Origin of the sequence: Pseudomonas sp. RIT-PI-AD (assembly GCF_025642785.1) — a bacterium.
GTDB lineage: Bacteria > Pseudomonadota > Gammaproteobacteria > Pseudomonadales > Pseudomonadaceae > Pseudomonas_T.
Genome location: NZ_JANZKU010000076.1, coordinates 1 through 404, shown reverse-complemented (window position 1 = coordinate 404; position 404 = coordinate 1). Strand labels below are relative to the sequence as shown.

At 67.8% G+C, this 404-nt stretch carries 1 protein-coding gene; it reads right to left on the bottom strand.

Going from position 1 to position 404, the window contains the following annotated elements; translation table 11 throughout:
• Positions 1-212: hypothetical protein (locus OGL92_RS22100; protein WP_263148038.1), on the bottom strand; the 212-nt coding region annotated here is incomplete at its 3' end.
• Positions 213-404: the final 192 nt, after the last annotated feature.

Below are 404 nucleotides of genomic sequence, written 5' to 3'. Positions count from 1 at the left end.
TGATTGCATTCTCTTGACCTGGTGGATCCTCGAGGACGGAAAAACGATTGCAATTCGCCTGCAGAATCCGCGCGGCCGGCGCCGGCCGTCACGGTGGCCACGTCCACCAGCTGCAGCAGCTCGTACAGCGCCAGGTTGTTTGTGTGTTTTGACGTACAGGCCCGGCCGGTCGCCTCGTCGCCGGCCCGGCCGGCGACGTGCTCCAGGTGCATCGGGCGCTGCTAATCGGTCAGGAACGCCACCAGCGCCCCGCCAAGGGCCCTTCCTGAGCGAAGAGCGGTCAAGCTGAATGGCGGGGGCCCCGCCGCGTAGCGGTGGGTTCCGCGCCCCGTAGGGGCCGCCGCAGGCGCATTCTGCTTGACGGCGCGTAGCGACCCCATAGCCTCAGCAAGGGAGGTAGGGGG